This is a genomic window from Rhodococcus ruber NBRC 15591, from assembly GCF_001894945.1.
Taxonomy (GTDB): Bacteria; Actinomycetota; Actinomycetes; order Mycobacteriales; family Mycobacteriaceae; genus Rhodococcus; species Rhodococcus ruber.
In genome coordinates this window covers 107553-134314 of sequence record NZ_BCXE01000013.1, presented here as the reverse complement: position 1 = coordinate 134314, position 26762 = coordinate 107553, and the positions used below count along the sequence as shown (strand labels likewise).

At 71.2% G+C, this 26762-nt stretch carries 22 protein-coding genes and 1 tRNA gene; 5 read left to right on the top strand and 18 right to left on the bottom strand.

Annotated elements, in window-relative coordinates:
• Positions 1-64 precede the first annotated feature (64 nt).
• On the bottom strand, positions 65-679 hold the full coding sequence (locus RR3_RS09325; protein ID WP_003937895.1) for an ANTAR domain-containing response regulator: 615 nt from the start codon (positions 677-679) through the stop codon (positions 65-67).
• 110 nt (positions 680-789) lie between these two features.
• Here RR3_RS09325 and RR3_RS09320 point away from each other — a divergent pair.
• The 3 genes from RR3_RS09320 (at position 790) to RR3_RS25140 (ending at position 2148) form a co-directional block, all read left to right on the top strand.
• Positions 790-863, top strand: a tRNA-Leu gene (locus RR3_RS09320).
• A gap of 234 nt (positions 864-1097) precedes the next feature.
• On the top strand, positions 1098-1880 hold the full coding sequence (locus tag RR3_RS09315) for a chymotrypsin family serine protease (protein WP_064066321.1): 783 nt from the start codon (positions 1098-1100) through the stop codon (positions 1878-1880).
• A 136-nt stretch (positions 1881-2016) separates the two neighbouring features.
• Complete coding sequence (locus tag RR3_RS25140) at positions 2017-2148, top strand: hypothetical protein (RefSeq protein WP_255325549.1); 132 nt, start codon at positions 2017-2019, stop codon at positions 2146-2148.
• Positions 2149-2306: 158 nt separating this feature from the next.
• On the opposite strand, the gene RR3_RS09310 is transcribed toward RR3_RS25140, so the two are convergent.
• The 13 genes from RR3_RS09310 to acsA form a co-directional block, all read right to left on the bottom strand.
• The gene (locus RR3_RS09310) at positions 2307-3512 is read right to left on the bottom strand and encodes a cytochrome P450 (protein WP_064066320.1); all 1206 of its coding nucleotides are present in this window, start codon (positions 3510-3512) and stop codon (positions 2307-2309) included.
• A gap of 23 nt (positions 3513-3535) precedes the next feature.
• On the bottom strand, positions 3536-4495 hold the full coding sequence (locus RR3_RS09305; protein WP_174557563.1) for a PDR/VanB family oxidoreductase: 960 nt from the start codon (positions 4493-4495) through the stop codon (positions 3536-3538).
• 99 nt (positions 4496-4594) lie between these two features.
• Complete coding sequence (locus RR3_RS09300) at positions 4595-5356, bottom strand: IclR family transcriptional regulator (protein WP_174557562.1); 762 nt, start codon at positions 5354-5356, stop codon at positions 4595-4597.
• A gap of 28 nt (positions 5357-5384) precedes the next feature.
• Positions 5385-6734: an MFS transporter gene (locus RR3_RS09295; RefSeq protein ID WP_064066317.1), complete on the bottom strand. Its 1350-nt coding sequence runs from the start codon at positions 6732-6734 to the stop codon at positions 5385-5387.
• A 531-nt stretch (positions 6735-7265) separates the two neighbouring features.
• Entirely contained in the window at positions 7266-11837 is a 4572-nt protein-coding gene (locus RR3_RS09290; RefSeq protein ID WP_234420095.1) for a cation-translocating P-type ATPase, read from the bottom strand.
• Between the two features lie 171 nt (positions 11838-12008).
• On the bottom strand, positions 12009-13796 hold the full coding sequence (locus RR3_RS09285; RefSeq protein ID WP_064066315.1) for an ABC transporter ATP-binding protein/permease: 1788 nt from the start codon (positions 13794-13796) through the stop codon (positions 12009-12011).
• Between the two features lie 394 nt (positions 13797-14190).
• A complete protein-coding gene (locus tag RR3_RS09280; RefSeq protein WP_017682388.1) occupies positions 14191-14631 on the bottom strand; it encodes a DUF4383 domain-containing protein in 441 nt (146 codons plus the stop codon).
• A 174-nt stretch (positions 14632-14805) separates the two neighbouring features.
• Positions 14806-15507 carry a GAF and ANTAR domain-containing protein gene (locus tag RR3_RS09275; protein ID WP_234420096.1) on the bottom strand — a complete coding sequence of 234 codons (702 nt, stop codon included), beginning with the start codon at positions 15505-15507 and terminating at the stop codon, positions 14806-14808.
• Between the two features lie 131 nt (positions 15508-15638).
• Complete coding sequence (locus RR3_RS09270; protein ID WP_010595299.1) at positions 15639-15911, bottom strand: acyl carrier protein; 273 nt, start codon at positions 15909-15911, stop codon at positions 15639-15641.
• 9 nt (positions 15912-15920) lie between these two features.
• Positions 15921-17153: a dihydrolipoamide acetyltransferase family protein gene (locus RR3_RS09265; RefSeq protein ID WP_072786390.1), complete on the bottom strand. Its 1233-nt coding sequence runs from the start codon at positions 17151-17153 to the stop codon at positions 15921-15923.
• Between the two features lie 9 nt (positions 17154-17162).
• Positions 17163-18137 (bottom strand): alpha-ketoacid dehydrogenase subunit beta, encoded by a 975-nt coding sequence (locus RR3_RS09260; protein WP_017682176.1) that lies wholly within the window; start codon positions 18135-18137, stop codon positions 17163-17165.
• Positions 18134-19147 (bottom strand): pyruvate dehydrogenase (acetyl-transferring) E1 component subunit alpha, encoded by a 1014-nt coding sequence (pdhA, locus tag RR3_RS09255; RefSeq protein ID WP_064066810.1) that lies wholly within the window; start codon positions 19145-19147, stop codon positions 18134-18136. Before pdhA ends, RR3_RS09260 begins: the two co-directional genes overlap by 4 nt.
• Positions 19144-20973 (bottom strand): acetate--CoA ligase, encoded by a 1830-nt coding sequence (acsA, locus tag RR3_RS09250; protein WP_172603627.1) that lies wholly within the window; start codon positions 20971-20973, stop codon positions 19144-19146. Before acsA ends, pdhA begins: the two co-directional genes overlap by 4 nt.
• 266 nt (positions 20974-21239) lie before the next feature.
• Here acsA and RR3_RS09245 point away from each other — a divergent pair, with 266 nt between their 5' ends.
• Complete coding sequence (locus RR3_RS09245; RefSeq protein ID WP_010595294.1) at positions 21240-21722, top strand: adenosine-specific kinase; 483 nt, start codon at positions 21240-21242, stop codon at positions 21720-21722.
• Between the two features lie 170 nt (positions 21723-21892).
• Here RR3_RS09245 and RR3_RS09240 read toward each other — a convergent pair whose 3' ends face one another.
• Together RR3_RS09240 and RR3_RS09235 are read right to left on the bottom strand one after the other, a co-directional pair.
• Complete coding sequence (locus RR3_RS09240) at positions 21893-22543, bottom strand: nucleoside/nucleotide kinase family protein (RefSeq protein ID WP_048771048.1); 651 nt, start codon at positions 22541-22543, stop codon at positions 21893-21895.
• A gap of 65 nt (positions 22544-22608) precedes the next feature.
• Positions 22609-23562 (bottom strand): NAD(P)-dependent alcohol dehydrogenase, encoded by a 954-nt coding sequence (locus RR3_RS09235; protein ID WP_072786388.1) that lies wholly within the window; start codon positions 23560-23562, stop codon positions 22609-22611.
• 80 nt (positions 23563-23642) lie between these two features.
• On the opposite strand from RR3_RS09235, the gene RR3_RS09230 reads away from it, so the two are divergent.
• The gene (locus RR3_RS09230) at positions 23643-24293 is read left to right on the top strand and encodes a TetR/AcrR family transcriptional regulator (protein WP_017682171.1); all 651 of its coding nucleotides are present in this window, start codon (positions 23643-23645) and stop codon (positions 24291-24293) included.
• Positions 24294-24353: 60 nt separating this feature from the next.
• On the opposite strand, the gene RR3_RS09225 is transcribed toward RR3_RS09230, so the two are convergent.
• Together RR3_RS09225 and pyk are read right to left on the bottom strand one after the other, a co-directional pair.
• Positions 24354-25226 carry an acyl-CoA thioesterase gene (locus RR3_RS09225; protein ID WP_010595290.1) on the bottom strand — a complete coding sequence of 291 codons (873 nt, stop codon included), beginning with the start codon at positions 25224-25226 and terminating at the stop codon, positions 24354-24356.
• Entirely contained in the window at positions 25223-26644 is a 1422-nt protein-coding gene (pyk, locus tag RR3_RS09220; RefSeq protein ID WP_010595289.1) for a pyruvate kinase, read from the bottom strand. The genes RR3_RS09225 and pyk overlap by 4 nt, the downstream gene beginning before the upstream one ends.
• Between the last annotated feature and the right edge of the window lie 118 nt (positions 26645-26762).

Sequence of the window (26762 nt, the reverse complement as noted above, 5' to 3'; positions counted from 1 at the left end):
CGGGCGAAATCCTTGTGACGCGACCGTTATCGAAGAATTGACACCGGCGTAACGGGAAGCTCCGTCATCCCGCCGCGGCGCCGCCCAGCGTCTCGATGACCACCTCCGCGACGTGCTTCATCGTGGTGCGCCGGTCCATCGCCGCCCGCTGGATCCAGCGGAACGCCTCGGGCTCGGTCATCGCGTGCTTGTCCATGAGCAGACCCTTGGCACGGTCGACGAGTTTGCGGGTCTCGAACCGCTCGGTCAGCCCCGCCACCTCGCGCTCGAGTTCACGGATCTCCGCGAACCGGCTCGCTGCCACCTCGATCGCCGGAACGAGATCGGTCTTCGAGAACGGCTTGACGAGATACGCCATGGCGCCGGCGTCGCGGGCGCGTTCGACGAGCTCACGCTGACTGAACGCCGTGAGAATGACCACAGGTGCGATGCGCCGGGCGGCGATCTCCGAGGCGGCGTCGATGCCGTCGCGCCGGGGCATCTTCACGTCCATGATGACCAGGTCCGGCTTCAGCTGCTCCGCCAGTTCGACCGCCCGCTGCCCGTCGCCGGCCTCGCCGACCACCTCGTAGCCTTCCTCGCGGAGCATCTCCACCAGATCGAGCCTGATCAGCGCCTCGTCCTCGGCTACTACGACGCGCCGCGGCTGAGCGGGATTCTCGTGCGGGGCGGCTGTCATCGTCGGCCATCTCCTGTCGCTCGGGCGGCCCCCGTGGAGGGGGTGGAACGTTAGAAGGGTACCGGTGGCCGACGGCCGTCACCGATCTTCTACAGTGGTCTGCGCACGACGCCCCCGTATCCCAATTGGCAGAGGAAACGGATTCAAAACCCGTCCAGTGTGAGTTCGAGTCTCACCGGGGGCACCGCCGCACCGCCGGCCTCCGGCCGGAATGGGGACACTGCCGGCCTCCGGCCGGAATGGGGACACCGCCGGCCTCCGACTCGCGGTGCGCCCGCAGCGCCGGCGACGCGAACACGAAACCCGGGGCGCCTCCCCGCGGAAACGCTGGTAACGTGCCGACTTCGGTGAAGCGTCCGTGGCCGCAATCCCCACCGCCCCCCGATCTCGCGGTCCACGAATGGAGATGGGAGAAGGCATGAGACGCGCCCTGCTCCTCGTGACGGCGTGTGCGGCCGTGCTGCTCGCCCCGGCGCCGGGTGCGGCCGCGCACGTACCGGACGAGCGGATCGTGCTGCGCCCCGGCGACGGAATCACCTTCACCAGCGCCGATCCCGCGCCGGGTTGGTGCTCGGTCGGCGCGGTCGGTCACGACCGGGAGGGCCGCCTCGTCGCCGTCACCGCCGGACACTGCTGGCAGAACGGCGCCGGCGAGGTGTGGAAGGTCGGCGAGCAGGGCCACGGACCGATCGGCACCGAGACGTCCGTCTACAGCCCCGGCTCGGTGGACCCCCTCGGGGTGCCGACCGACGCGGTGCCGGACTACGCGGTGATCCTGCTCGACGAGACCAGGGTGCGCGGGTCGAACACGTCGGCCCCGGACGCCGACGGCGAGGTCGTGGCGCTCGAGTCGATCGGCTCGCTGCCGGACGGTGACCAGGACATCGGCCGGCACTGCGCGGCCGGGCACACGACCGGGATCGCATGCGGGCCGTTGCCCCTCGTCGACGCCCTGGACGTCGCCGGCACCCGGGACGTGCTGGTGAACCCGAACTCGTTCAATTCGTGGCTCGTGATGCAACAGGGCGACTCCGGTGGTCCACTGGTCCGCACCGACACCGGCGAGTGGCTCGGCCTCGCCGTCGGCTACCGCCCCGACGATGTGCGCTTCGCGGTCTACCAGCGGGCCGACCGGATCGTCGAGGACCTCGACGCCCGGGGCGGCATCGGCGCCGGATTCACCCTCGTGTGCACCCCGTGACGAGGCGAGTCGTCGCCGCGGACGTCGTCTCCGTGTCCGCGCCGTCGTCCGGCGAGGTCCCCCGCGCGGACGATTCGTCGACCGTTCTTTCCTCGTTCGTCAACTTCGGTTCATCCGGCGTCCCTACGGTCGAGGCATGTCGAACCCGATGGTCCCAGTGGGCCCGGATGCGGTGGTCGGCGCCGTGGTCCGGCTGCTCACTCCCCCGCTGTGCGAGCTGTACGCCGTGCTGATGCGCGCCGGTGTGGTGGTCGTCGTCGACAACTGACGCCGGCGGCGTCGGTGACAACTGACACCGGCGGCGTCGGTGACAACCGCCCGGCTCGGCGTGTCAGGCCGAACCCGAAGGGTGCACTCGGTGAGCCGCCGGGTGTCGGTGGTGGGCCGATCGAACTCGCGGGGCACGGTGTCTCTGTGCCTCGTCGCTCACGCGAGTCGGACGCGGATCGGCACCGACCGCCACGAGCGGAGGGTGTTGTTCAGGTGCCGGTGCACCGGACCGTCGACCTCGATCGACTCGACCCGTGTGGCCAGCGCCGTGAGTAGCGCCTCCGATTCGAGACGCGCGACGTGCTGGCCGACACACTGGTGGATGCCCATCCCGAACCCGACGTGACCGGACGGGTCGCGCGCGAGGTCGAACGCGTCGGGCCGCTCCCAGCGTCGGGGGTCACGGTTGGCCGCGCCGAGGAACAGCAGAACCTTGTGGCCGTCGGGGATGACGGTGCCGCCGATCTCGATGTCGCGGGTGGCGGTGCGGAAGAAGGTCTGCACGGGCGACTCCCAGCGCACCGCCTCGTCGAACGCGGTCCGCGCCAGCGACGGGTTCGCCCGCACCGCTCGCCATTGCTCGGGGTGGGTAGCGAACGCGTACAGTACGGCAGCCAGCCCGTTGACGGTCGTGTCGACCCCTGCGGTGAGGAGCGACCGAACAATCAGGGGTGCCTGGTCGTGGGTGATGTCACCGCGATCCGCCGCGGCCCAGATCTGCGCTCCGAAGCCGCCCTCGGTCAGGATGTCGCGCGCGCACTGGGCGTTGACCCAGGCCGACAGGTCTCGGATCCGCGAGATACCCCGGTCGACCAGGCTGTTGGCGGGGCCGAAGGCATTGAAGGTGTGGTCCCCGTACGGCAGCAGATTCTCCCGCCCGGCGTCGGGTATACCGACGGCGTCCGGGAACACCCGCAGCGGGAACGCCGCGGCCAGGTCGGTGACGGCATCGAGTTCGGTTCCTCGGGCCAGGACCTCGTCGACCAGATCCTCGGCGTCGTCGATCCAGGCGTTCCGGAGCGTGCGCAGCGCGCGGGGACCGAGGATGCGGGTGAGGAGCGCACGGGGGGCGTCGTGGTGCGGCGGGTCCGCCTCGAGCAGCAGGCTCGGTGGCCGCCAGGGCTTCTCGTAACGGAAGTTGCTCAGTCCGACACCCGCGGCGGACTGGAACGACTGCCAGTCGGTGAGGGCGGCGTGCACCTGCTCGTAACGACCCATGCCGAACACGCCGAGACGGTCGAGGCGGACGACGGGCCCGGCCTCGCGAAGTTCCTCCTGGAACGGTAGGGGGTTGTCGAGAACGTCGAGGTCGAACGGGTCGGCGTCGCTGATCGGTGTTCCGGTCGGTGCGAGAGTTGTCATGGCGAGATCCCTTGGTGAGGTGGTCAGAGGTCGAGTACCAGGCGGTCGGAGCACGATCGCGAAACGCAGACGAGCATGCAGTCCACGGCCGCTCGTTCGCCGTCGTCGAGTACGGAGTCGCGGTGGTCGGGCTCTCCGGCCAGGACCGTGGTCTCACAGGTTCCGCAGGTGCCTTCGCGACACGACGAGAGCACGCCCACACCGGCTGCCCGCAGCGCGTCGAGCACGCTCTGCTGCGGCGTGACGGAGATCGTGCGGCCCGACCTGGCCAGTTCGATGTCGAAGGGGCTGTTGCGGACCGGGGCCGGCTGCTCCCGAGGGACGAAGCGTTCGAGCCGCAACGCGCCCTTCGGCCAGGACGTGGCGCGGCTCGTGAGCGCATCGAGCAGCGGTACCGGACCGCACGCGTACACCTTCGCGCCGGCCGCCGCGGCTTCGGTGGCGACGTCGAGGTCGAGTCGACCCTTCTGGTCCTGGGGGACGAGGGAGACCCGCTCGCCGTACCGCGCGAGTTCGTCGCCGAATGCCATCGTGTCACGGGTACGGCCGCCGTAGAGGAGGTGCCAGTCGGCGGCGATCGAGTCTGCTTGCCGGATCATCGGCAGCAGTGGGGTGATGCCGATGCCGCCGGCGAGGAACAGGTACCGCGACGAGGGCACCATCCGGAAATTGTTGCGGGGACCGCCGATACCGACGAGATCGCCGACGGCCAAGTGATCGTGGATGTACGCCGACCCCCCGCGGCCGTACGGCTCGCGTAGCACGGCGACGCGGTAGGTGTGGGCGTCCCAGCGGTCGCCGCACAGCGAGTACTGGCGGGTGAGTCCGTTGGGCAGCATCAGGTCGATGTGCGCACCCGGCGCCCAGTCCGGCAGACGCCTACCCTCGGGATGGGCGAGCGTCAGGGCAGTAACACCCTGTGCTGCAGACTCTTTCGCAATGACTCGCACAGCCGACTCCGTGGCGGCAATGTGATCGGACACGACAAACTCCTCTGTCTCGTCGTCGGATCGAGGATCGTCCGGACCGTGAAGTTCACACCAGACGTTTCTCGATCATTGAGAGAAAATGTGTGCGGTGGGTTACCGGCTCGGCGGCGTCGGGTGGGAGATCACTCGGGATATGCCTCGAGCGGCGGCCTGCAGTGCCGGGATCTGCGCGTAAGCGGAGGGGTCGTTCGGCACGATCAACCCCAGTGCGGCGACGACCTCCTCGTACGCCCCGCGGACAGGGACCGCCACGCCGGTGGTGTCGGGGTGGAGGTGGCCCGCGCAGAGCGCGTATCCCTGTCTGCGGATCTGCGCCAGCGCAGCACGCAGATCCCGGGGGGTGTGGATGGTGTGCTCGGTGAAGGCGCGCATCGGCGCGTTCATCACCTCGTCCTGCACCTCGATCGGACTGTGCGCGAGCAGCACGAGCCCGGACGAGGAGGCGTGCAGTGGTAGCCGACCGGCGACGCGCGTGAAGTTGACGGCCGCCCCGCGCGCGGTGAGTCGTTCCAGGAACAGCACCTCGGTGCCCTCCCGGACCGCCAGCTGGGTGTGCTGGTCGACCACCGCGTGCAGGTCCTCCATGAACGGACGCGCCGCCTCCCGCAGGCTCACCGTGGGTGACGACCGTGAGGCCACCTCCCACAGGCGCACCCCGACCCGCACTCGACGGCCGTCACGTTCGAGCCATCCGCACCGGACGAGTTCCTCGATCAGCCGGGAGGCGGTGGCGACGTGCAGGCCTGCGCGCCGGGCGATCTCGGAGACCGTCAGCGTGGAATCGTCGATGCCGAACGCCTCGATGACGCGTGCCGCGCGGGCAAGCACAGACTCTCCCGTGGGAACTCGCGCCACGCCCACTCCTCTCCACGGCCGCCCGGACTCACACGATGGTGAGTTCACCCTCGACGGTAGTCACGCCGCTTCGCGCCGTGACACGAACAACGGAGACCACCACCCCTGCACCCAGGAAAGCGACGGCGACAAGCAGGTACAGCTGGGTCGCGGTCCATCCGGCGTCGAGGAACCCACCCGCGACGATCGGTGACATGATCGCGCCGATGCGTCCGACGCCGATGCCCCAGCCCATGCCGGTAGCGCGCAGGGAAGGCGAGTACACGGCCGGGGTCAGCGCGTAGAGCCCGCCGATGCAGCCGTTCACGACGACGCCGATCGCTGCACCGAGGACGAAGCCCACCGCGACGGTCCCCATGGCAGGCACGAATACGGCGAGCAGGATCGCCGACGCGACCAGGTATCCGACCAGGACGCGTCCGAGGCGGAACCGGACTGTCAGCACGCCGAGGAGGGCGGTGCCGAAGATGCCGCCCAGATTGAGCAGCACACCGCCGGTAATCCCCTGCGTCGCGGACATCCCGGCCTCCACCAGCAGCTTCGGCGTCCAACTCGTCACGAAGTAGAAACCGAACATCGTCAGGAAGAAGGCACCCCAGATCAACAGGGTGTTCCGACGCTGTCCCGGGACGAGCAGGGCGGTCGGTCCGACACCGCGCTTCCGGGCATCGGCAGTGGCAGGGGCCGGGGGCAGCGCGCTCACCGGCGAGTGGCCCGCGCGGACTGCGAACGAATTGATGCGCTCGAGTGCGTTCGCCGGGCGGCGGGCGAACAGGAAGTCGAGGGACTCCGGCAGCCGGAACCAGACGAGCGGGATCAGGGCCGCGGTGCACATACCGCCGAAGAGGAACACCGAACGCCAACCGGACGAACTCTGCAGGACCACGGCCACCACGCCCCCGAGTGTCGCTCCGACCGCGTAGCCGGTGGAGTTGAGGGTCACGGCCAGGCCGCGAAAGCGATTCGACGCGAACTCACTGGAGATGACATTGCTGCTGGCCAGGATTCCACCGATGCCGATACCGGTGAGCACGCGCAGCGCGCCGAGTTGGCCGGCGTTCTGGCTCACCGCCGAGATCAGCATGCCGGTGGACGACAGAGTCAGGCAGACGAGAATCATGGTCCGGCGACCCACACGATCCGCCCACGGCGCGAGGGCGATCGAACCGATCGCCATTCCGAACAAGCCCGCACTGAGCAGCAGACCCAGGACCGATCCTGAGATGCCCCACTCCTGCGAGACGGATTGGGAGGTGAAGGCCATGACGAGGACGTCGAAACCGTCGAGCACGTTCAGCGCTACACACAGTGCGACCGCTGTCCACTGGAACCGACTCATGGGGCCGGTGGCGATACGGTGGCGCAGATCGAGTTCCACGCGAATCTCCTTGCGTTGGAGGGATGCCGGGCACCGGGGAACAGTGCCCGCGGAGCGACAAGAAGCATCACCGGCTCGGATGCGGCGTCGCTACGGAACTCTCAATGGTTGATAGGAAATCATGTGCGGCACGTCTCAGTGCCGGCCCTTTGTGTTCGAGGCCATTGCCCACGGGCCGGATCGAGCGGCGTCGACCTCATCGGCATGTCGCCGGGTGCCCAGGGCGCTGTGTGGACGGGGTGCCCAGGGCACGGTGTGGACGGGGTGCCCAGGGCACGGTGTGGACGGGGTGCCCAGGGCACGGTGTGGACGGGGTGCCCAGGGCACGGTGTGGCCACCGAGCATCGATCAGCGCGCCTCGAAATCCATGCACGGACTCCCCTCGGCGTGGGGTCCGGCCGGGTCGGGTGTCGACGGTGTACCGGGCCGGCGGGCGAACATGTAGGTCGACGGATGGACGGCCCGGGGGTCCGGCGGTGAACTCGGCGCCCCGCGTGGCAAGCACGGCGAGCGCGTCGGCCGGCCTCGCGACTACTTCTCTCCCCCTGCCGGCGCGACCCGAGGGTCCGCGGCTGCCGGGGTCTCGGAAGCGTCTCCGGGTTCTCGCGGCGCGAGCACCGACGTCACCACCGCGCCGATCGCCGGTAGCCGTTGCGCGGCGGCCGGGGCGACGGCGGCGAGCACGGTGGCTGCTCCCGCGCACCCGAGTGCCTGGGTCCACCCCACCGGGCCGATCGGCACGCAGCCCAGCAGTCCGCTCACCCCCGGCGTGCTGATCAGTGCGGCCATCACGGCGAGCGAGCCGAGGACGGTGCCGACGACGAGGGGGCTGCGCGAGTCGAGCAGGGTCTGCCCGAGCTGAGCGCCCACGAGCGCGACGAGCGCCACCGTCGATGCACGCGGGTTCGAGCCCGTCATCCGTGCCATGGCCCAGGCCGCGGTGGCCGCGGCCGCGGTAGTGGCGCCGCGGACGGCCACGGTGTGCAGGAGCGCGGACTCGTCGGGCCGCGGCGCGGGACCGGAGCCGTCGATGCGGGGGGTACTGACGGCCAGGGCCGCTGCCGGGAGCGCGTCGGTGAGCATGTTCACCAGCAGCAGCTGCCGGGCATTGAGCGGGGAGCGGCCGGTGACCAGGCTGCCGAGTAGCGCGAACGCGACCTCACCCGCGTTGCCGCCGAGCAGGACCGCCACGGCGGCCTGGACTCGCTGCCACAGCACGCGGCCCTCGTCGAGCGCGTCGAGCAGACCCGCGACGCGCCCCTCGAGCAGCACGACGTCGGCCGCGCCGCGCGCGGGGTCGCTGCCGTGGGAAGCCACGCCGATTCCGACGCTCGCGGCGCGGATCGCGGCGGCGTCGTTGGCGCCGTCGCCGACCATGGCGCACACGTGTCCGGTGTGTTCGAGGGTTTGCACGATCTGCACCTTGTGCTCGGGGGACATCCGCGCGAAGACGAGGCACTGCTCCACGGCGTGCTTTCGTTCGGTGTGCGAGAGCCCGTCCCATTCCGCACCGCTGAGTACCTGATCCGTGCCGACGGGCAGGCCCAGTTCGGCGGCGATCGCGACGGCGGTCACCGGGTGGTCGCCGGTGACGAGCCGGACGGCGACGCCCTGCTCGAGCAGCGCGGGCAGCAATCCGGCCGCGTCGGCCCGCGGTGTGTCGGACAGTCCGATCAGCCCGACGTGCCGCAGCCCGTTCCCGCACAGTTCCGCGAGGGCATCGGGATCGTCCGTCGCCCAATCGGTTTCGGAATGGTTCAGGTCACGCTGCCCCACCGCGATCACCCGTAGGCCCTCGGCGGCCAGGGCGTGCACCCGCTCCCGGAGTTCGGGGCTGTCGTCACCGTAGGCACCGAGCATCGTCTCCGGGGCGCCCTTGACCGCCAGGTGGTTTCCGGCGATCGCGGCAGCGTAGGCCCGGCCGGACCGGAACGGCAGGTGGGCGGTCCGTTCGGCGGCCCGGTCCGCGACGGCGGCGGCCTGCGCGGACTCGACGATCGCGACGTCGGTGGCGTGCTCGGGCGCTCCCCCGTTCGCCGGGATGCCGGTGCGGGCGGCGTAGGCCAGCACGTCCTGCCGGGTGAAGCCTGGGGCGGCTTCGACCACCACGACTCGCAGACGGTTCTCGCTGAGTGTGCCCGTCTTGTCGAAGCAGACGACGTCGACACGGCTGAGGGCCTCGATCGAGCGGGGTGCGCGCACGAGGGTCGAGCGCTTGGTGAGCCGGCGGGCGGATGCGACCTGAGCGAGGGTGGCTACGAGGGTCAGCCCTTCCGGCACGGCCGCGACGGTGACCGCCACACCGCTGGTCACTGCCGCGCGGATTCCGGTGCCGCGCAGCAACCCCAGTGCGGCAACGAGTACGCCGCCGCCGAGGCTGACGGGCAGCGCGCGGCGGGTGAGGGTGCTCAGGCGTGCCTGCAGCCCCACTTCCCGGACCTGCGCGGGTGCCATCGCGGTGGCGCGACGGGCCTCGGTGGCCCCTCCCACCGCCGTCACGATCGTCACCGCGGTGCCGGTGAGCACGGTGGTGCCCGCGTAGAGCATGCAGGCGCGTTCGGCCAGCGGCGTCCCCGGCGTCGATTCACTCTGCTTGGCGACCGGAAGCGACTCCCCGGTCAGGGCCGACTCGTCGACCTCGACCCCGTCGGCGTGGACGATGCGCCCGTCCGCGGGCACGACCTCGCCCGGACGGACCTCGACGACGTGTCCGGGGCGCAGCCCGGCCGCGGGGACCCCGACGTACCGCCGGTCCCCGCGCGGGCCGGCGACGCGGCGGGCGGGTGGGTCTTGCACCGCCAGAAGCCTTTTCAGTAGACGTTCGGCGCGCAGACGCTGGGCGGCCGAAAGCGCGGCGTTGAGCAGCAGTACGGATCCGACGAGTACGGCATCGAGCGGCGATCCGAGCACCGCGCTCGCCGCGGAGCCCGTGGCGAGGACCGGCGTCAGCGGGTCCGCCAGTTCGGTGCGCACGGCCCGGGTGAAGTCGGCCGCGGATCCGAGCGGACGGACACCGACCCGCCGGACGCCCCGCACCACGCGCATCCGGGTCCGCGCTCGCCACCCGGAGTCCGCTGCGGGCGTGAGCAGGTCGCCCGGTGCGGGGAGGAGCGCGCAGACCTCGTCCACCGGAAGGGCATGCCAGTCGTGGGCCGAACGTGGTTGCGGCAGCGGCGCGGCCAGCGCGGCGCGGGCCGCCGACGTTCCGGCCCACAGCCCGGCCGCGGCGCCGGCGGTGACCGACTCCGGGCCGCTGCCGGGCACGCCGGGCACCATGAGCAATGTCCCGAGGGCGGACGCGTCGCGGGCGATCTCCACGCCGCGCCGGCTTGCGGTCCGCGCGGCCGGGAGCGCGTGCAGGATCCGCCACGCGCCGGTCAGATCGCGAATCATCACGTCCGCCGACCAGGGTGGGCGGTGCCCGTCGCGGAGGACACCGAGGCCCACGTCGGCCAGGGCGAGGGCCTGCGCTGCCTCGACGGTGAGGACCGCGACGGTGCAGCCGCCGCGTTGCAGCTTGTCGACGACGTCGAGCAGGGTCGTGTCCATCGACTCGGCGACGGGTTCGAGACGGTCGAAGCCGTTCCGCAGTGATCCCATCGCCTCGTCCTCCGCGGAGACCACGGCGATCCCCGCGCGTCGGGCGGCGGCGAGCACGGCGGAGGCGTAGCGGTCGTGGACCGGTCCGATCAGTACCTGTGCGTCGGCGGGAAGGTGCCCGGGCGCGTCCGGCACGGCGGAGACGGGGTGCCGGCCGGCGGTCAGGATGCCACGGTCGACCGCCGCCCGAGCCCGGTCCCACACCGCGCTGCGGTCGCGGTCGGGGACGCCGTTCAGTCGCGTCACCGTGAGGGCGGAGGTGTACAGGACGCGGGGGTCGACGACGAGCGCGTCGACCTGGTCGAGACGGCGCAGCACGTCCGGGTGCAGAGTCAGCACTCCGCGGGCGGCGAGCCCGCGGGCGAGGGTGGCGGCGAAGGATTCCCGCGCGGTGCGGGTGGCCTTGGGGACGGCGACGAGCGCCGCGGTGCCGGCGGTGGCGGGTTTGCCGGTCAGCATCCCGGCCGCTGCCGCGCCGGCGAGTCCGGCCCAGCCGGCGCGGTCGGTGTAGCGCTCGACCGCTCCGGCCGCCGGTTCGGTGGGACGGGCCGGACGATGTGGGCAGTGGGCCACGGCCGCGTGGGCGGCGAGTTCCGGTTCGAAGTCGCGCCAGGCGCGCCGCATCGCCAGTGTCTCGCCCACGAGGACGGTCCGGGTGACGGCTTCGACGGCGGCCGACGCCGGTGCGAGGGTCAGGGTGTGCAGCACGGTGGTCCCGGCGGCCAGCAGCAGGTCCGCCCTGCCGGTCCCCAGTGCGGATTCGACGAGGGCGCGGATGCGGGGGTGATAGTCCGACACGAGCACCGGGGCGGCTGCGGCGCCGGGCAGGCGCGGCAGGCGCAGACGGCGTCCCGTCGCGGTCAGTACCAGCCCGGTGACGGCGGTGGCCGCGGACACGCCCCGCCGGACGAGCAGGACGTCGTCGCCGGGCAGCCCGGGCGGGGCGGCGGGGTGTTCGGTGGCGGCGGAGTCGTCGGTTGGGACACAGTGTTCGGTTGCGGCGCAGTCGGTTTCGACGCGTTCGACGATGCGCCGTAGGGCGCGGTCCGTAGGTCCGTCCGGGTCCGTGGACACCACGAGGCGGCACCAGGGGCGGTGCAGTTCGGCCGTGGCCACGCCCGGGGTGGCCCGGATCGCGGCGAGGACCCGGTCGCCGAGCGCCGCGCCGTCCGGGCCGTCGAGGCCCCGGACTTCGATCCAGGTTCGGGCACCGTTCGCCGCGCAGCGCCGGGCGGGGCGTCCGCTGCCCGCTTCCCGGGCGACGTCGGCGACGAGATGGAGGATCGCCGCGGGGGCCGGCGCGGCGACCGCGGCGACGGGGGCACGGAGCAACGCCGTCCCGACGCCTGCCGCCGTGGCGGCGCCGACGACGGCGGCGTCGAGGGCGACGCCGGCACCGGCGGCCGCGACCCGGACGCCGCCCCGCAGCGCGGATCCGGGAAGGGACATCAGGGTGGTGACCGACCGATGCGGGCGCCGCCGGCGGGAAGTTCCGTGGTGCATGGTGTCCTCCTCGGCTGGCGCACGCGCATTCCGGCCCGGGACCGGGCACCGGTGCCACTGCCGGCCGTTCCCGTCGGCCGTCGCCGGCATCGAGGTCACCGATCCTTCAGCGTAGTTCGGTCGCCGCGCGGTGTGGACCCGAGTCGGGCAGATTCGCCGGGCGGCCGGGTCTCAGCGGACGCTCTCGGTGACCGTCCAGCGTCCCTCCCCCTGCAGTTCGAGGACCCGGTCGTGGAACGTGTCGAGGGTGCTGCGGTGCCCGACGCTGACGATGACGCTGTCCGGCAGGGCCTCGCGGAGGGTGCGATAGAGCGCGTGTTCGAGCCCTTCGTCCACGGCGCCGGTGGCCTCGTCGAGGAACACCGTGCGCGGCCGGGCCAGCAGGACTCGTGCGAAGCCGAGGCGCTGCTGCTCCCCGGGCGAGAGCACGCGCGCCCAGTCGGTGTCGTCGTCGAGACGTTCGGTCAGGTGCCCGAGGTGCACGCGGTCGAGCACCTCGCCGAGTTGCGCGTCGTCGGGCATCGGCGGACGAGGGTAGGACAGGGCTTCGCGCAGCGTCCCGAGCGGCACGTAGGGATCCTGGGACAGGAACAGCGCGTCGCCGATCGGACGCGCGATCCGGCCGTGTGCGTACGGCCAGAGCCCGGCGAGGGAGCGCAGCAACGTCGTCTTGCCGCTGCCGGAAGCGCCGCGCACGAGCAGGGCCTCGCCGGGCGGGATGTCGATGTCGAGGCCGGTCACGAGGGGACGGCCGGACGGGGTCCGGACGTCGAGACCGCGCATGTCGAGTGTGTCGCCCTGCTCGGTCGCGACGAGGACGGGCAGCTTCGCCGCCTGCTCGGTGGCGTCGAGCAATCCGTTGAGCCGGATGGTGGTGGCCCGGAACGCGGCGAAGTCGTCGTAGGACTCGCGGAAGAAGGACAGCGATTCGTGGACCTGGCCGAAGGCGTTGCCGGTCTGCATCACGTCGCCGAGGGTGATCTGTCCGGCGAACAGTCGCGGCCCCTGGATGAGGAACGGGAAGATCACCGCGATCTGGTTGACGGTCAGGTTGAAGCCGTCGAACTTCAGGATCCGGAACACGATCCGCCACCAGTTGCGGATCACCGCGGCGAATCGGCTCAGCAGGCCACCCCGCTCGACACCCTCCCCACGGTAGAAGGCGATGTTCTCGCCGTACTCGCGGACGCGGACCAGGGCGTAGCGGTAGGTGGCGCCGAGCTTCTCGTTGAGGAAGTTCAGGCGGATCAGCGGCCGGCCGATCCAGAACGCCACCGCGGTGGTGACCAGCACGTAGAGATAGACCAGGAACACCATGGCACGGGGGATCTCGGTGCCGAAGACGGTGATCGGGCCCGACAGGTCCCACAGGATGCCGGTGAAGCTGACGATGGACAGCACCGCGGTGACCGCTCCCATCGACAGGATGCGGGTGGTGGTGACGAAATCGGTGACGTCGACCTGGATGCGCTGATCGGGGTTGTCCACGGGCGGATCGACGAACCGGTCCCGGTAGAACGCGCCGGTGTCGAGCCAGGTGTCGACGAGCCGGTTGTTCAGGTGGGTGCGCCAGTGGATGTCGAGGGTCTGGCCGAGCAGGTACGCGACGAGGCTGCGCGCCACGTGGATGGTGGCGAGCACGGCGAACACCCGCATGAACCGCCAGAACGCCGCCTCGTCGAGATTCTGGATCGCGGTGTAGAAGTCGTTGTACCAGTACGAGAACAGCACGTTGACCCGCACCGCGAAGACGGTGAACAGCAGAACCAGGGCCACGAGTCCGAGCGGGCCGAGGCCACGGCGGGGATCGAAGTAGGGCTGCGCGATGCGCCACCACTGCCGCCCCCAGTGGGTTGCCCGTGCGAGCAGCGCCACCACGACGACGAACACCACCGCTGTGATCACATACGCCTTCAGCGTCCACCAGGCGCTGTCGACGAGTACATTTCCCCACTCCATCGGTCGCCACTCCCGTCTGCCGCGCCATCGCGCGATCCATGCGGACGATTGTGGCCCCCGTTCCGGGTGCGCGACGCCGATTCGGCGGTCGACCACTGCGACGCGACCGACCGCGCGGTCCTCGCCACGAGTTTCGCTGCGGCTCCGGACCGTGCTGCTTCACCTCGGGCACGGCGGGTATCCGACGGTCATGGAAATTCTGGGAATTCTCATTCTGGTCGGAGTGGTCGTCTACGTGGTGGTCCAGCGTCGCCGGAGCGGGCCGCGGAGGTGAACGCCGCTCGGCAGGCGCGCCGCGGTCGAGGCCGATCGCCGCGTGTCCGTCGGCGGGGTGGTGCGAAACGCGGCCGGTCCTCGCCGCGAGCGGCGAGGACCGGCGGTCGGGGGGTGACGGTCAGCGGGTACCGGGCACGGCGCGGTGCGTCGTGGTCCGGCGGGTGAGGAGGTAGCCGAGGGCGATCATGCCCACCCCGAGAACGAAGTGCAGCCAGTCGTCGGCGGAGTTGACCGGCACGAAGTTGGCCGAGCTGTCCTTGTCGATGATCAGGCCGTAGAGCCACAGCACCAGGTAGATGATGCCGCCGCCGATGAGGTAGGACCGGGCGGCACCGACCGTGCGGGCCATCGCGACGCCCGCCACGCCGAAGAGCAGATGCACGATGTTGTGGAGGATCGAGACTTCGAAGATCCCGAGCAGGAGGGCCTCGGACTCGTGTCCGGCGAACGTCATGGTGTCGTAGTTGGTCGTGATTCCGGGAATGAACCCGAGAATGCCGACGAGGAGGAACACCACGCCGACAGCGAGGGCGGCTGTCTGCACCGGTGTCCGGGTCATAGTTCGTCCTGCGTGCTCGGCCATGGCCGGCTCCTTTCGTTCGAACACGTGACCGGAGCCGGATCGGCTGCGGCTGTCGGAGTGATACCTCCGGGCACACCGGCGAAACCTCGCTTTCGGGGTTCTTCCCGAATCGGCGGCGGGCCGTACCTCACCGGGTGGGCCCCCGCCCGGTCACGGCCCCGGGCGTGGGGGCCGACCGGTGGGGACGGGCCGGGCGACGAGGCGGGCCGCGATGTCGCGCAGCTTGACGTTCTCGTGCTGCGACTGCCGCACCAGCACGGCGAAGGCCTCCTCGGCGGTCAGTCCGCGAGCGGCCATGACGATCCCGACTGCGCGGTCGATCGTCGGACGCGACCGCAGGGCGCGACCGAGTTGCGCGATCTCCGCCCGGGCGCGGGCACCGCGTCGGGCCTGCCGCAGCGCGGTTTCCACAGCCGTCGTGAACACCTCCACCAGCGTCTCGTCCAGCGAGTCGAATCCGTGGTCGTGCTCGCTGTAGAGGTTGAACGAGCCGGCTGTCTCCTCGTCGATCCGCAGGGGGGCGGCCAGTGAGCTCGCCGTCCCGAACTGTTCCGCGCGCTCCGCGAATTCCGGCCAGCGTCGCCGCGTTTCCGCGCGGTCCGCGCGGACCACCCGGCCGCTCCGCGCCGCGTCGAGGCACGGCCCTGCCCCGGCGAGGAACTGCGCGTGGTCGAGTTCGTAGACCAGCGGATTGCTGCAGACCTCGGTCTCGAGCCGACCGTTCCGTACCACCGTCACCCCTGCGCTCCCGGCGTCGGGCACGATCTTCACGACGTTGCCGACGAGCCGCCGCAGGAGTTCGGGCAGCTCGTCGCCCTCGTCGAGCGAGTCGGACAGCCTCCGCAGCGCCACGGCGATCTCTCCGACTCGCCCACACAGAGGGTTGTTCCCGGCCATGTCCCCGTCCACGACTGCATCCTCGTCGGTCGTTGCACTCCCCAGCATGCACCCGGCCGGGCGGTCGGGGACCCGATCCGGGGGGTTCACTGGCCGAGGCGCTGCGCCAGATAGTCGACGAGACCGTCGAGCGTGCTCAGGTGCGCGTAGTCCGCCTCGGGGATGTCCACTCCGAGCGACGATCGCAGGCCGATCAGCACGTTCAGCCAGTCCATCGAGTCGAGGTCGACCTGTTGGCGCAGCGGCCGGTCCCCCGCCAGTTCGAGATCCTCGATCTCGGGGGCGACGTCGGCGATCGCGGCGACGACGGCGGCGCGGAGGTCGGCGGGTTCGCCGGTAGCGGTCTCGTCGGTGGTCACGATCTCACCTCACAGTCGTTCGGGGTGCTGGAGCAGTTCGGCGATCTCGGTCAGGAACAGGGCGCCGCGCCGGCCGTCGCTGACCCGATGGTCGGCGGCCAGGGTCGCGGTGACCGCCGATACGGGCCGCACGGTGTCGCCGTCGACCCACGGGCGCCGTGTCGGCTTGCCGAAACCGACCAGCGCGACCTGCGGCGGGTAGATCACCCCGTACACCGACTCCACGCTCTCCTCCCCGAGGTTGGTCACGGTGACGGTGGGGTCGGACATCTCCGAGCTGCGCAACGATCCGGCCCGGGCGCGCTTGACGAGGTCGGCGAGAGCCGCCATGAGTTCGGGCAGGGCGAGGTCGGCGACGTCGTGGATCGCCGGGGCGATCAGCCCACCCTGGCGCAGGGAGACCGCCACCCCCACGTGTGTGGCCGGGGCCGGGTGGAACTCGTCGTCGGTCCAGAATCCGCTCATCTCCGGACAGCGCCGGGTGGCCAGCGCGACCGCCTTGATCAGCAGCGCCGCAAGCAGGACGCGCTCGGTGACCGGCCGTTGCGCGTTGTAGTCGGTGAGCCAGTCGAGGGCGCGTGTGAGCGGAATCTGCTCCGAGAGGTAGTAGTGCGGGATCTCCCGCTTGGACCGTCCCATCGCGGATGCGACGGCGCGGCGCATCTCGGCGGCCTTGTCGACGGGGGTCTTCGCCGGAGCCGCGGCGGGCGGGGGCGCCGGGGCGGCGGATGCGACCGCGGTACGGGCGGCCGCCGCCCGATCGACGTCCTCGATCGTCACCGACTGCCAGGGCCCGGTGCCGGTCACGGTGTCGAGGTCGACGCCCAGCGCCCGGGCCTGCCGGCGGGCGGCCGGCGAGATCCGCCGCCGCGCGGCCGGCGCGGGCCGGGTGGCGGGGGCCGCACCGGCGGGCGCGGGAACGGGGGCCGCCACAGCCGGTGCGGGGACGGGTGTCGCAGCCGGGGCCTCGGACGCCGGGATCCCGTCGACGGGCGGAGCGTCCTCCCCGGGTTCGAGCATCGTGGCCATCGCCGCGCCGACCGGCAGGGTCACGCCCGGCTGCGCGAGCAGCCGGTGGACGACCCCGTCCCGCCAGATCTCGACCTCGACCTCCGCCTTCGCGGTGTCCACCGAGGCGATCACCTGGCCCCGCTCGACCGTGTCACCGGGTGCGACGCGCCATTCGGTCAGGGTGCCCTCGTCCATGTCGGCGCCGAGGGACGGCAGGGTGAACTCGAACACGTCGCCTCCTCAGTTCTCGCCCGTCAACGCCAGCACGGCGGCGACGATCTTCTCCGGTTGCGGGATCGCCGCCTGTTCCAGGTGCCGGGCGTAGGGCACCGGCACCTCTTCGCTGCACACCCGGGCCACGGGCGCGTCCAGGTCGTAGAACGCCTCCTCGACGATCCGGGTGGTCACTTCGGCGGCGAGGCCGACGCTGCGCCAGCCTTCGTCGACGACCACCACCCGATGGGTGCGGCGGACGGAGTCCACGACGGTGGCGGTGTCGAGCGGACGCAGCACCCGCAGGTCGACGACCTCGGCCTCGATGCCGCTGCCCGCGAGCGTTTCCGCGGCGGCGAGGGCCTTGCCGACGGTGCCACCGTAGGCGACGAGGGTCACGTCGCCGCCGGGCCGGAGCACCCGCGCGCGGTCGATGTCGACCGGTTCGTCGGGGTCGACGTCGGCGGTGGTGTTGTAGAGCAGGGCGTGCTCGAACACGACGACCGGGTCCGGATCCGCCAGGGCGGGGGCGAGCATTCCGCGGGCGTCCTGCACGGTTGCCGGGGCCAGGACCCGGATGCCGGGGATGTGTGCGTACCACGCCTCGAGGCTGTGCGAGTGCTGCGCGGCCAGTTGCCGTCCGGCCCCGGTGGCCATGCGGATCACGATCGGCACGGAGAACTGGCCGCCCGACATGTGGCGCAGCGCGGCGGCGGTGTTCACGATCTGATCGAGGGCGAGCAGGCTGAAGTTGACGGTCATGATCTCGACGACGGGGCGCATCCCGCCGAGGGCCGCCCCGATGCCCGCGCCGACGAACCCCAGTTCCGACAGTGGGGTGTCCCGGATGCGTTCGGGTCCGAACTCGTCGAGCAGGCCCTTGGTCACGGCGTACGTGCCGCCGTACCGCCCGATGTCCTCCCCCATCAGGAACACTCGCGGGTCGGTGCTGAGCGCGTCGTGCAGGGCGGCGCGCAGGGCTTCGCGATAGCTGAGTTTCACGGCGCCTCCCCGGCCGGTGTGGTCACATCGCGCAGGAGGTCGGACTCCGGCTCCCAGGTGCCGGCCTCGGCGAAGGCGACGGCGGCGTCGACCTCGGCCGTGGCCTGCGCGTCGAGGTGCAGGAACTGTTCCTCGGTCAGCAGATTCAGCGCCTTCAGCCGCGCCGAGAACGTGTGGATGGGGCCGCGTTCCTTCCAGCGTTCGACCTCGGCCTTGTCCCGGTAGAGTTCGGGATCGAACATCGAATGGGCGCGGAATCGGTAGGTCTGGAACTCGACGAACATCGGTCCGCCGGTGCTGCGGACGTGGGAGACCCCGGCCCGGGCCGTCTCGTGGACGGCGAGCACGTCCATCCCGTCCGTCCGGAGGGTGGGGACACCGAACGCGGCGGCCTTGGCGCACAGGTCGGTCTGCGATTCGGACCGGGCCAGGGCGGTGCCCATGGCGTACAGGTTGTTCTCGCAGCAGAACAGGACCGGCAGCTGCCACAGGGCCGCGAGGTTGAGCGCTTCGTGGAACGCGCCCTCGGCCATCGCTCCCTCGCCGAAGAAGCAGGCGGTGACCCTCGAGGCCGACTGCATCTTGTCGGCCAGCGCCAGGCCCACCGCCAGCGGCAGGCCGCCACCGACGATCGCGTTGCCGCCGTAGAAGCGGGTGGCGGCGTCGAACAGGTGCATCGAACCGCCGCGACCGCGGGAGCAGCCTTCCTGCTTGCCGAACATCTCGGCCATGATCGCGTTCATGGACAACCCGTGGATGAGGGCGTGCCCGTGTTCACGGTAGGTACCGACGACGGTGTCGCCGCGATCGAGTGCGTGCAGGGCCCCGACTGCCACGGCCTCCTCCCCCACGTACAGGTGCAGGAATCCGCGGATCTTGCCGGCGCCGTAGAGTTCGGCGGCCTTCTCCTCCATCCGCCGGATGCGCAGCATGTCGGCCAGCAGCCGGAGCGCGAACTCGCGGTCGTAGGGGAATCCGGCGGCGTGAGCGCCGATCCGGTCGCTGGTCATCCGGCCACCTCCGGGGTCTCGAGCGTCGAGGTGTCGCCTTCGGCGAGGCCGAGTTCGCGGGCTTTGAGCAACCGGCGCAGCGTCTTGCCGCTGCGGGTGTGCGGCAGCGAGTCGACGAAGGTGAGTTCCTTCGGGGCGACGGCCGCACCGAGCTTGACGCGGGCATGCCCGATCAGCTTGCGGCGCAACGCGTCGTCCGGTGCCACGCCGCGTTCGAGGACGACGAACGCCTTGACCTTCTCGCCGAGGATGTCGTCGGGCACACCGATCACGGCGGCTTCGAGGACGGCCGGGTGCTCGGCGAGCGCGCTCTCGACCTCGAACGGTCCGATGAGATGCCCGGCGGATTTGATGACGTCGTCGGCGCGGCCGACGAACCAGAAGTATCCGTCGGCGTCGCGGCGCGCGAGGTCCCCGGTGAGGTACAGATCGTCGGCGAAGCACTTGCGGTACCGCTGGTCCTGGTTCAGATAGCCGCGGAACATCGAGGGCCAGCCGGCCCGCAGCGCCAGTTCCCCTTCGGTGTCGGGCTCGGTGACCTCGTGCACGGTGCCGTCCTCGTCGCGGCGGACGATCCGGGCGTCGACCCCGGGCAGCGGACGGCCCATAGAGCCGGGCTTGATGTCGAACGCCGGTGTATTGGCGATCATGATGCCGCCGGTCTCGGTCTGCCACCAGTTGTCGTGGATGGGGAGTCCCAGCACCTCGGTACCCCACCACACGGCGTCCGGGGCCAGCGGCTCGCCGACACTGGCGACGAACCGCAGGTTCGGGAACCGGTAGCGCCTCGCGACCTCGGGTCCGGCGCGCATGAGCATCCGGACGGCGGTGGGGGCGGTGTACCAGACGCTGATCTGCTGGTCCTGCAGGATCCGGTACCACCGTTCGGCGTCGAACTCCGCCTCGTCGACGATCGAGGTGACGCCGTGCAGCAGCGGCGCGACGATGCCGTACGACGTGCCCGTCACCCACCCCGGATCGGCGGTACACCAGTAGATGTCGTCGGGGTGCAGGTCGAGGGCGTACCGGCCGGTGGCGTAGTGCGTCACGACGGCCCCGTGCACGTGCAGCGCCCCCTTCGGGGTGCCGGTGGTGCCGCTCGTGAAGTGCAGCAACGACGGGTCGTCGGCGGTCGTGGGGGTGAGGTCGGCGGCCGGTTCGGCGGCCTCGAGCAGTGCCCTCAGGTCGAGCGTGCCCGGCACGTCGGTGGGGGCGCCGCCGTCGCCGACGAGCAGCACGTGTTCGAGGGTCGGCACCCGGTCGCGCACCGCGGCGACGCGCCGGTGGTACAGCGCCTCCGTGGTCACCAAGACCTGCGCGGAGCCGAGTTCGAGGCGGGTGACCAGCGGTTCGGGACCGAAGGCCGAGAACAGCGGGGTGACGACCGTGCCGTTGCGCAGGGCGCCGAGGACAGCGATGTACAGCTCGGGGATCCGGTCGGCGAACACGAACAGCCGGTCGCCCTTGCCGATCCCGAGGTCGCGCAGGACGCGGGTGAAGCGGCGGACCCGGTCGGCGAGGTCGTGGTACGACAACTCCGTGACCTCGATGCGGCCGGTTGCGTCCCCCGGTGCGAGGAACCGGAGCGCCGGCCGGTCCCGCAGCGGGCCGTCGGCGTGCCGGTCGACCGCCGACCAGGCGATGTTGCATCCGCCGCCCGGCGGGCCCGGCATCTGCGCCGCCACCTGCTCCCACGTGAATCGAGCGCAGGTGGTCTCGTAGTCCGACAGGTTCGGCGGAACCCGCAGTTCGCCGGCCGTCTTGCGGATCACCGCGTCGCTGCTCGTCGTCACGGCCGCTCCCTCCGTTCGCGTCGAGCCGATCATGCGCCGCCCCGGACGACCGGCATAGGGGCATTGGTCCTCACGCCCCGCATCGTGGGCGTGCGGTGCCGGCGGTCGACCCGCCCGGGTCCGAGGGAGAAAGTCCTCCGGACGGTCGGATCGGGATGCTCCGTGCCGGGACGCCCGCCGAAGGTTCGGCGGTAGAGCTTCCGTTCGGCGCCGACTGCGGGATCGTTGCCCCGAGGGGCGCGGCCGGGCAGACTGACTGGCGACGTCTGTCGGTCCGCAGGGCATCCGAGGAGGCGATCGTGGAGTTGCACATCGTGGCGATCGACAAGCCCGACGACATGAACGTCGTCGTCGGGCAGGCCCACTTCGTCAAGACCGTCGAGGATCTGCACGAAGCACTGGCCGGGGTGAGTCCTCACCTGCGGTTCGGCGTGGCGTTCTGCGAGGCGTCCGGGCCTCGCCTCGTGCGCTTCTCCGGCAACGACGACCGGCTCGTCGAGTTGGCCCGGCGCAACGCCCTGGCGGTGGGCGCGGGTCACTCGTTCTTCGTGTTCGTCGAGGACGGGTACCCGGTGAACTTCCTGAACACGTTGAAGCAGGTACCGGAGGTCTGCGGCATCTTCTGCGCCACGGCCAACCCGGTCGAGATCATCGTCGCCGAGACCGATCTCGGTCGGGGCATCGCCGGGGTGATCGACGGAAACCCGCCCGTGGGCGTGGAGACGAGCGCCGATGTCGCCGACCGCAAGGCCCTGCTGCGGACGATCGGCTACAAGCTCTGACGGCGGGGACAAGGGCCGCGGCGCGCGGAGGGTCCGTTCGTCGCCGGCCCGGGCTCGACCAGGCGGCACGTGTGTGCGGTCTTCCGGCTGTCCGGCCTCCGGGCCCGCCCGGTCACGGGTTCATCGCCCCCGCCCGGTCACGGGTTCATCGCCCCCGCCCGGTCACGGGTTCATCGCCCCCGCCCGGCTCGCCGGTCCCCGCCGACCGCACCGGCAGCGTGCATCGCCGGCCGGTCCGGGTGGTCGTACCGCACGACGATGTCGGCGTCGGCGGCCGTCGCGGCGTCGTGCCCGAGCAGTGGCGGGATCGTCCAGCGGTCCTCGGCGGGCGTCAGCCGATCCAACGCGGCCTGCGACATCGCGAGGTGCACCGTGACGTCGAAGCCCAGTCCCCGACCGAGCAGCATGGGCCCGGCGATCGTCAGCACCTGACCGTCGGGAGCGTCGATCCGCCGCGCGCGTGCCGACCGGTCCTCCACCTCGTCCCACAGTTTCGGCAGCCACCGTCCGTTCTCCCGCAGGCCCCGGACCACTTCGCGGTCGAGCGCCCCGAAGTCGAACCAGTTCGCGCGGTAGCTCTCCTGGTCGGTGCGCCCGTGCTCGAACCGGAGCGAGGCCGGGCGCACGAAGTCGTGCAGCGACAGCACGGCCGCCGGCCGCCCCTCGACGCGCAGGCGGGCGGCCACCTGCTCGGCCAGATCCAGCGGTGCGGCCGCGTCGGCGGCGGAGATCGCGACACACACCCGTCCGTGGTGCCCGGCGGCGCGCTCGGCGATGGCGTCGGCAAGGACGGCCGGGCTGATGGGGGTGAACATCGTCATCAGCCCAGTTTCCGGCATCGCAGCGCCGCCGGCTCGGCAGAATCCTCGGCTTCGAAGCGGTGCGGTCACCCCGCCGGTCGGACGACGAGGTTGCCGACCTTGTGGCCGGAGTCCACTCGCGCGTGGGCCGAGACGATCTGCTCGAGTCCCCCGATGTCGTCGGTGACGGTGACGAGCCGGCCGGCGGCCGACAACTCCAGGAGGAACTCGAAGTCCTCGGTTCGCTCGGGCGCAGCGCCCGCCTTGACATCGGCACCGGGGCGCAGCGTCTCCCACAGGTTCGCCACCGCAAGCAGCAGAACGCCCCCGTCGGTCAGGAGCGTCCGGCCGGACGAGGGGGTGAGGTTGCCGACGGTGTCGAGTACGACGTCGAACCGGTCTGTCAGGTCGGACACCGGGGTGACCGTGTAGTCGACGACCGTGTCGGCGCCGAGTCCGGCGACGAGGCCGACGTTGGGCGTGCTGGTGACGGCCGTGACGGTGGCGCCGAAATGCTTGGCCAGCTGGACGGCGCTGGTTCCGACCGCACCCGACGCCCCGTTCACGAGCACCGAACCGCCGCGTCCCGCCGCGGCCTTGTCCCGCAGGAAGTGCAGCGCGGTGCTCCCGCCGAACAGCAGCGCCGCTGCATCGGTGTGACTGACCGCTGCCGGTTTGCGGACCACCCGCTCCGCCGCGACCGTGACGTACTCCGCGTGCGTCCCCATCGCGAGTCCGGTCATGCCGCACACCTCGTCGCCGCGGGAGTACCCGCCGACCTTCGCCCCGACCGACTCGACGACACCGGAGAAGGTGCTGCCCAGGATTTTTCGCCGGGGCCGGAACACACCGAACATCAGTCGGGCGAACGGTCCGTACCCGCTCGGGAAGCGAGCCGCGCGGATCCGCGAGTCCGCGGCCGTCACGGCCGCGGCGGCGACGCGGACAAGGATTTCCGCGTCCCTGGGGGTCGGGGTGGGCACCTCTGCGACGCGGACGACGTGCGGTGGCCCGTACCTGTCGACAACTGCAGCCTTCACAAGCCCTCCCTTACACATGTAAGTCTTGTCTGGCGACATTAGGCTTACGGCTGTAAGTCCGCAAGGGTCGCGAGGGAGACATGAACGAACGGCCGGCTCTGAGCCGCATCGGGATCATCGAAGCCGCGGTTCGCGTAGCCGACCGCGGCGGCCTCACCGCGGTGAGCATGCGTAACGTCGGGAAGGAGCTGGGTGTGGAGGCGATGTCGCTCTACCATCACATCGCCAACAAGGCCGAGCTGCTCGATGGGCTCGCGGATTGGATCTTCGCGGGAATCGTGCTGCCCGGACCGGGCGAACCGTGGCGGCAGGCGATGTTCCACCGGGCGACCTCGGCCCGGAACGTGCTCGCCCGGCATCCCTGGGCGCTCACCTTGATCGAGTCCCGCCGTTCGCCGGGTCCGTCGCTCCTGAGGCACCACGATGCCGTGCTCGGTTGCCTGCGCACGAACGGCTTCCCGGTGGCCCTGGCGTCCCACGCCTTCTCGGTCGTCGACGCATATGTGTACGGCTTCGTGCTCACCGAACTGAAACTGCCCTTTGCGGCGGCGGACGGCGCCGAGGAGTTCGCCTCGGAGCTCGACGTGCCGGCCGACACCTACCCTTACCTGGCCGAGCTGATCGGCGAACTGGTGATCGGGAAGGACTACTCGTTCGCGGACGAGTTCGGCTACGGACTGGGGCTGATCCTCGACGAGCTCGAGAACCGCCGCAGCCGGGTGGAGCACTGAGGGGCGCCCGGCGGGGACGAGGAACTGCGCAGGCGGCGGCGCGGAACGCGGTCGCCCGCGTCAGCCGCGGCGCGGGAAGTGGCGGATCAGCCCCTCCTGCACGACCGTGGCCACGAGTTCCCCCTCGAGGGTGAAGTAGCGGCCCGTCGCGAGCCCGCGCGAGCCCGCCGCGACCGGGGACTCGGTGGCGTACAACGTCCATTCGTCGAACCGGACCGGCCGGTGGAACCACATGGAGTGGTTGACGGTCGCGGCGACGATGCGGTCCAGCCCCCAGGACAACCCGTGGGTGGTGAGGATCGAATCGAGCACGGTGGTGTCGGAGCTGTAGGCCAGGGTGGCGGCGTGCAGGAGCGCGTCCTCGGGCAACGCGCCGTCGGCGCGCATCCACACCCGGTTGTGCGAGAGCCGTTCCCCGGTGCCCTTGAGGATCCACGCGGGGTCGTTGGCATAGCGCATGTCGATCGGTTTGAGGGCATTGACGAAGTGCGGCAGATGATCCTCGAAACCGGACAGGTGGTCCCCGAGCGGCGGCAGCACGTCCGGGTAGGGCACCTCCGGAACGCTCACCGCATGCTCGAGTCCCTTACCCCACCGCTGGAAGGCGACGAGCATGACGAACAGCTCCTGGCCGTTCTGGGACGCGGTGACCATGCGGTTCGCGAAGTCCCGGCCGTCGCGGTGCCGGGCCACCCGATACTCGATCGGCGCCTTGACGTCGCCACCGCGGATGAAGTGAGCGTTGAGCGCGTGCACCGGCCGGTCGCCGACGGTGCGGCCGGCCGCGATCAGTGCCTGGGCGACGAGCTGGCCCCCGAAGGTGCGGCTGCCCACCTGGGCCGGGTGCTCTCCGCGGTAGCGGTCCTCGTCGATCTGCGCGAGATCGAGCAGATCGACGAGGACCTCGAGATCGGTCGCGGTGCGACGGCTCAATGGGTGTCCTTCTCGCCGAGCCGGTGCACGTGGATCAGGTTGGTCGAGCCGGAGCGGCCGGGCGGGGACCCGGCCACGATGACGACGAGGTCGCCGCGCTGGTATCGGCCGAGGGAGAGCAGCGCCGCATCGACCTGCTGCACCATCACGTCGGTGGTGTCGACCGGTTCGACGGAGAACGTCTCGGTGCCCCAGGTCAGCGCCAGCTGGCTGCGGATGTGCGGCACCGGGGTGAACGCCAGCAGCGGCAGCCGGGTGTGCAGTCGCGCCAGGCGCCGTACCGTGTCGCCGGACTGGGTGAACGCCACCAGCGCCTTGGCTTCGAGCCGTTCGCCGATGTCCCGTGCCGCGTAGGAGATCACCCCGCGCTTGGTGCGTGGCACGTGGGTCAGCGCCGGCACCCGGGTGGGATCGGATTCCACGGCCGCGATGATGCGGGCCATCGTCCGCACCGTCTCGACCGGGTACTTGCCGACGGACGTCTCGCCGGAGAGCATCACCGCGTCCGCGCCGTCGAGCACCGCGTTGGCGACGTCGGAGGCCTCGGCGCGGGTCGGCCGGGAGTTCTCGATCATCGACTCGAGCATCTGGGTGGCCACGATGACGGGCTTGGCGTTCTCGCGGGCGATCTGGATCGCCCGCTTCTGCACCAGGGGCACCTCCTCGAGCGGCATCTCGACGCCGAGGTCACCACGGGCGACCATCACCGCATCGAACGCCAGCACGACCGCCTCGAGATTCTCGATGGCCTCGGGCTTCTCGAGCTTGGCGATCACCGGCACCCGGTGCCCGACCCGGTCCATCACCTCGTGCACGAGCTCGATGTCGGCCGGGGAACGCACGAACGACAGCGCGACGAAGTCCACGCCGAGCCGCATGGCGAACTCGAGGTCCTCGATGTCCTTCTCCGACAGCGCCGGCACCGAGATGTTCATCCCCGGCAGGGACACGCCCTTGTTGTTGCTGACCGGTCCCCCCTCGGTCACGCGGCAGACCACGTCCGGACCCTCGACGTGCTCGACGACCAGGCCGACCTTGCCGTCGTCGACGAGCAGGCGATCCCCCGGGCGCGCGTCGTCGGCGAGTTGCTCGTAGGTGGTCGAGACCCGGTCGTGCGTGCCCTCGACGTCGTCGACGGTGATCCGGACGATCTCACCGGTCTTCCACACCGTCGGGCCCTCGGCGAACCGGCCGAGGCGGATCTTCGGGCCCTGCAGGTCGGCGAGGATGCCGACGGCATGCCCGCTGGTATCGGAGGCCTCCCGCACGCGGCGGTAGTGAGCCTCGTGGTCGGCGTGGGTGCCGTGGCTGAAGTTGAGGCGGGCCACGTCCATCCCGGCGTCGACGAGTTCCCTCAGGACCTCGGGGTCTGCCGTGGCCGGGCCCATTGTGCAAACGATCTTGGTGCGTCGGGTCACGCGGTCGAGCCTAGTACCCCCGCGGCGACGGCGGAGCACGGCGGGCGATCCGCAGCCGGCGGGCCGGAGCAACGCCACGGAGACGGCGGTGGGCGACGAGCGGGCCGGGCGATAAAAT

What these genes read in the sequence shown, in the direction of transcription:
- RR3_RS09325 (WP_003937895.1), bottom strand. Translation starts at nt 679, where the DNA reads ATGACAGCCGCCCCGCACGAGAATCCCGCTCAGCCGCGGCGCGTCGTA.
- RR3_RS09315 (WP_064066321.1), top strand. Translation starts at nt 1,098, where the DNA reads ATGAGACGCGCCCTGCTCCTCGTGACGGCGTGTGCGGCCGTGCTGCTC.
- RR3_RS25140 (WP_255325549.1), top strand. Translation starts at nt 2,017, where the DNA reads ATGTCGAACCCGATGGTCCCAGTGGGCCCGGATGCGGTGGTCGGCGCC.
- RR3_RS09310 (WP_064066320.1), bottom strand. Translation starts at nt 3,512, where the DNA reads ATGACAACTCTCGCACCGACCGGAACACCGATCAGCGACGCCGACCCG.
- RR3_RS09290 (WP_234420095.1), bottom strand. Translation starts at nt 11,837, where the DNA reads ATGCACCACGGAACTTCCCGCCGGCGGCGCCCGCATCGGTCGGTCACC.
- RR3_RS09285 (WP_064066315.1), bottom strand. Translation starts at nt 13,796, where the DNA reads ATGGAGTGGGGAAATGTACTCGTCGACAGCGCCTGGTGGACGCTGAAG.
- RR3_RS09280 (WP_017682388.1), bottom strand. Translation starts at nt 14,631, where the DNA reads ATGACCCGGACACCGGTGCAGACAGCCGCCCTCGCTGTCGGCGTGGTG.
- pdhA (WP_064066810.1), bottom strand. Translation starts at nt 19,147, where the DNA reads ATGACCAGCGACCGGATCGGCGCTCACGCCGCCGGATTCCCCTACGAC.
- acsA (WP_172603627.1), bottom strand. Translation starts at nt 20,973, where the DNA reads ATGATCGGCTCGACGCGAACGGAGGGAGCGGCCGTGACGACGAGCAGC.
- RR3_RS09240 (WP_048771048.1), bottom strand. Translation starts at nt 22,543, where the DNA reads ATGACGATGTTCACCCCCATCAGCCCGGCCGTCCTTGCCGACGCCATC.
- RR3_RS09230 (WP_017682171.1), top strand. Translation starts at nt 23,643, where the DNA reads ATGAACGAACGGCCGGCTCTGAGCCGCATCGGGATCATCGAAGCCGCG.